The sequence below is a fragment of the Gordonibacter pamelaeae 7-10-1-b genome (assembly GCF_000210055.1).
GTDB classification, from domain to species: domain Bacteria; phylum Actinomycetota; class Coriobacteriia; order Coriobacteriales; family Eggerthellaceae; genus Gordonibacter; species Gordonibacter pamelaeae.
The window spans coordinates 337,919-342,029 of sequence record NC_021021.1; the positions used below are offsets into that span (position 1 = coordinate 337,919).

The 4,111-nt window shown below is 68.2% G+C and carries 6 protein-coding genes; all 6 read left to right on the forward strand.

Annotated features, from left to right (window positions below; genetic code table 11):
* Positions 1-695, forward strand: a 695-nt coding sequence (locus GPA_RS01530) for a C39 family peptidase (protein WP_197533055.1), incomplete at its 5' end; no start/stop codon positions are given.
* Positions 696-822: 127 nt separating this feature from the next.
* The gene (locus GPA_RS01535) at positions 823-1,779 is read left to right on the forward strand and encodes a PhoH family protein (RefSeq protein ID WP_015538745.1); all 957 of its coding nucleotides are present in this window, start codon (positions 823-825) and stop codon (positions 1,777-1,779) included.
* Between the two features lie 4 nt (positions 1,780-1,783).
* On the forward strand, positions 1,784-2,251 hold the full coding sequence (gene ybeY, locus GPA_RS01540) for an rRNA maturation RNase YbeY (protein ID WP_015538746.1): 468 nt from the start codon (positions 1,784-1,786) through the stop codon (positions 2,249-2,251).
* A gap of 20 nt (positions 2,252-2,271) precedes the next feature.
* A complete protein-coding gene (locus GPA_RS01545) occupies positions 2,272-2,766 on the forward strand; it encodes a diacylglycerol kinase family protein (RefSeq protein WP_231847539.1) in 495 nt (164 codons plus the stop codon).
* Positions 2,767-2,841: 75 nt separating this feature from the next.
* Positions 2,842-3,759, forward strand: coding sequence for a GTPase Era (era, locus tag GPA_RS01550; RefSeq protein WP_015538747.1), 918 nt, complete (start codon positions 2,842-2,844; stop codon positions 3,757-3,759).
* 183 nt (positions 3,760-3,942) lie between these two features.
* Positions 3,943-4,111: zinc-ribbon domain-containing protein (locus GPA_RS17790; protein WP_156791105.1), on the forward strand; the 169-nt coding region annotated here is incomplete at its 3' end.

A 4,111-nucleotide genomic window follows, 5' to 3' on the forward strand; every position in this document is an offset into this window, starting at 1 on the left:
CCCAGCTCGTCCAGGCGGCCGGGACGAGCGACGACGCCGCATGGGTCGCCGCCCATCCGGACGCCTACGCCGTCGACGGCGCGGCCGTGCAGTACAAGCTGCTCAAGCTGGCCGCCGTCGAGCCCGAGGCCCGGTCCTTCGTGCGCACGTTCCCCGACGCCTACCCCGCCGAGAGCGCGCTCGACACGGACGACCCCGAACCCGGCCAGGTGCCGCGCCTCTACCAGTGGGATTCCCGCTGGGGCTCCACCGTCTACAGCTCCACGGCCTTTGCGCTGACGGGCTGCTGCCCCACGTCGCTTTCCATGGTCTACCAGGGCCTTACGGGCAAGGGCGACCTCTCGCCCTACGACATGGGCAGGCGCGCGAGCGAGGGCGGCTACGAGACGCAGTTCGACGGCACCGACGCGGCGTTCCTCGTCAACGAGGCTGCCTCGCTCGGGCTCTCTTGCGCGGCGCTCGCCGCCGACGCCGACAGCGTGCGCGCCGCGCTCGAAGGCGGTGCGGTGCTCATCTGCAACGTGGGCCCCGGCGACTTCACCGACAACGGCCATTTCCTCGTCATCACGGGCATCGACGACGAGGGGAACCTCGCCATCAACGACCCGTACTCGGCCGAGCGCTCGGGCAGGACGTGGAACGTGGACACGGTGCTCGGCCAGACGAAGGCGCTGTGGGCCTACCGGCTTGCGTGACGCGCCCGCCGGCGGACGGCCGTCGCCGCCTCGCCGTTCCGTCGCAAAATTGGGCACCTGCACTATATTCCCTTGTCGGTTCGATGACATCGAGGTCGGCCGCAGCGGCACGTGGTACAATGCCCTCATGACAGACCAGACGCAAATCACCCTCACGGCCCCGCAGAGCGTGAACATGGCGCTCATCGTGGGACCGGCCGACGAGATCCTCCATGTCGTGCAAGACGCCTTCGCCGCCCGCATCACCGTGCGCGGCGACACCATCGTGCTCGAGGGCGACCCGCTCGAGGTGCAGTCGCTCACGGCGCTGTTCTCCGATCTCATCAAGCTCGTGGAAGGCGGCGGCGAGCCCACGCTCGAGTACGTGCGCCACGCCATCGACCTCTTGCGCACGGCTGAGTTCAGCCCGCAGGCGCTGCGCGAGGACATCCTGCTCACGTACCGCGGGCGGGCCATCCGCCCCAAGACCGCGGGCCAGAAGCGCTACGTGGACGCCATCCGCGAGCACACCATCACCTTCGGCATCGGGCCGGCGGGCACCGGCAAGACCTACCTCGCCATGGCCATGGCCGTGGCCGCGCTCAAGCGCAAGGAGGTCGGCCGCATCATCCTCACGCGCCCCGTGGTGGAGGCGGGGGAGAGCCTGGGCTTCCTGCCCGGCACCCTCACCGAGAAGGTGGACCCCTACATCCGCCCGCTCTACGACGCGCTGTTCGACATGACCGACATGGAGCGCGCCACCCAGCTCATCGAGAGCGGCGTCATCGAGATCGCCCCGCTCGCGTTCATGCGCGGGCGCACCCTGAACGACAGCTTCATCATCCTCGACGAGGCGCAGAACACCACGCCCGAGCAGATGAAGATGTTCCTCACGCGCCTGGGCTTCGGCTCGAAGATGGTGGTGACCGGCGACGTGACCCAGCTCGACCTGCCGCGCGGCATCTCGGGGCTCAAGGGCGTGCGCGGCATCCTCGAGGGCATCGACGATATAGCGTTTTGCGACTTCACCGGCAAGGACGTGGTGCGCCACTCGCTCGTGGCGGCCATCGTGTCCGCCTACGACGAGGCCACCAGGAAGGCATAGCAACATGGACATCCAGATCAACTACGACTACCGCAAAGACGAGCTGGAGAAGCTGCCGCTGCACGAGCTGGCCCAGTTCGTGCTCGCGCGCGAGGACAAGCCCTTCAACACGGAGGTGTCCGTGAGCTTCGTCACCGACGAGGCCATCGCCGAGCTCAACGAGAGGTACCGCCACAAGGAGGGCCCGACCGACGTGCTGTCCTTCGAGTGCGACGGCGTGAACGACGACCTGTCGGCCATGACGCTGGCCGAGGACCCCGTCTACGAGCTGGGCGACGTGATCATCGCCCCCGACGTGGCCGCCCGCCAGACGCGCGAGTTCGGCACGTCGTTCGAGGAGGAGATCAGCCTCTTGCTCGTGCACGGCCTGCTGCACCTGTGCGGCTACGACCATATAGCCGACGACGAGGCCGAGGTCATGGAGAAGCGCGAGGCCGAGATCCTCGAGGCGTGGTCGAAGCGCACGGTGTAGCGGAGAGGCGGGGAGGCGGCGTGGCTGCGGAAACGGCGGTGGAGGACGATCTCGTGGACGTTCCCGACAGGGGCGGGAGCGGCGCGCGCAACGAGCCCCCCTGCTGCGGCGAGGGCTTCGTGCGCAACGACGCCGACAAGGGCGCGCGCTCGCGCTTCTCGCTCGTCTGCGCGTTCAGGTGCGCATGGGACGGCATCGTCTACGCCGTGCGCACGCAGCGCAACATGAAGATACATCTGGGCATCGCCGTGCTGGCCGTGGCGCTGGGATTCGCGCTGCGCATCGACGGGGCCTCCTGGGCCGCCGTGATCCTCTGCATCGCCGCGGTGTTCGCGGCCGAGTGCGTGAACACGGCCATCGAGAGCGTGGTGGACCTCGTGTCGCCCGAGTACCACGAGCTGGCCCGCCGGGCGAAGGACTGCGGGGCGGGCGCCGTGCTCGTGTTCGCCATCGTGGCCCTGGTCGTGGCCGCCGTGGTGTTCGGCCCGCGCGCATGGGCGCTCTTCTTCGGCTAGCGCGCGCCTGCTTTCCCCTTGCTGGAACGGACGACCGGGGGGTTGTCCCGAATGTCGATCATAAGGATGCACGCTATGGATTTCCAACCGCACGCAGAAGGCTTCAAGTCCGGCTTCGTCACGCTCGTGGGCAGGCCGAACGCCGGCAAGTCCACGCTCATCAACGCCATCATGGGCAAGAAGATAGCCATCACGTCCGACACGGCGCAGACCACGCGGCACCGCTTCCGCGCCGTGCTCACGCGCGAGGACTTCCAGCTCATCTTGGTGGACACGCCGGGCCTGCACAAGCCCCACGACGCGCTGGGCGAGGAGCTGAACACCTCGGCGCTCAAGGCGCTCGAGGACGTGGACGTGGTGGCCATGCTCATCGACGCCTCGCAGCCCATCGGCCGCGGCGACGAGTGGGTTGCCGAGCAGCTCTCCCGCGTGCGCTCGAAGAAGATCTGCGTGCTGTCGAAGCTGGACCTGGCAACGGAGAAGCAGATCTCCGCCCAGCGCGAGGCCGCCGAGGCCCTGGGCGCGTGGGACGCCATGGTGGGCCTGTCGTCGGCCACCGGCAAGAACGTGGACGCCTTCGTGGAGGAGGTCGTGTACCTGCTGCCGGAGGGCCCCGCATGGTTCCCGGCCGACATGGAGACCGACCAGCCCATCGAGGTGGTGGTGGCCGAGTTCATCCGCGAGAAGATCCTGCGCTCGTTCCACGACGAGGTGCCCCATGCCATCGGTGTGCGCGTCGACGAGATGGAGTACGACAAGAAGAAGGACCTCCACCGCATCTTCGCCACCGTCTACGTGGAGCGCGACAGCCAGAAGGGCATCATCATCGGGAAGAAGGGCGCCGCCATCAAGCAGATCGGCACCGAGGCCCGCGCCGACCTGGAGCAACTGCTGGGCACGCGGGTGTATCTGGATCTCTCTGTGAAGGTGAAGAAGAACTGGCGCCGCGACGCGAGCCAGATCCGCCGCTTCGGCTACGGCGAGGGCGCGTAGGGGGCGGCCGCCCCCGCTGGAAGCCGCCTGCGGCTTCGGCGTGCGCCGGGCATCGCCGCCCGTCACGGCGTCCTCTTGCAGGTATTGTCGCGAAACCGGCTATCGCCCGGATACCCTGCCGCGCCCGCTGATTTTCCGTTACAATACGCAGCGGAGTTGACTTCGCGAGGGAGACGCATGAGCATGATCTGTCCGAACTGCCGATCAGAGAACAAAGAGGGCGCGAAATTCTGCAACGAGTGCGGGTTTCCGCTGACCGGGCGCATGGCGGCCGTTGCCGCCGCGTCCACGAGCGACGACACGCTGCGCTCGATCGCCGCCGAGGGGGCCGCCGCGCCCCCCGGAGATGCCG

What these genes read in the sequence shown, in the direction of transcription:
- ybeY (WP_015538746.1), top strand. Translation starts at nt 1,784, where the DNA reads ATGGACATCCAGATCAACTACGACTACCGCAAAGACGAGCTGGAGAAG.
- era (WP_015538747.1), top strand. Translation starts at nt 2,842, where the DNA reads ATGGATTTCCAACCGCACGCAGAAGGCTTCAAGTCCGGCTTCGTCACG.
- GPA_RS01535 (WP_015538745.1), top strand. Translation starts at nt 823, where the DNA reads ATGACAGACCAGACGCAAATCACCCTCACGGCCCCGCAGAGCGTGAAC.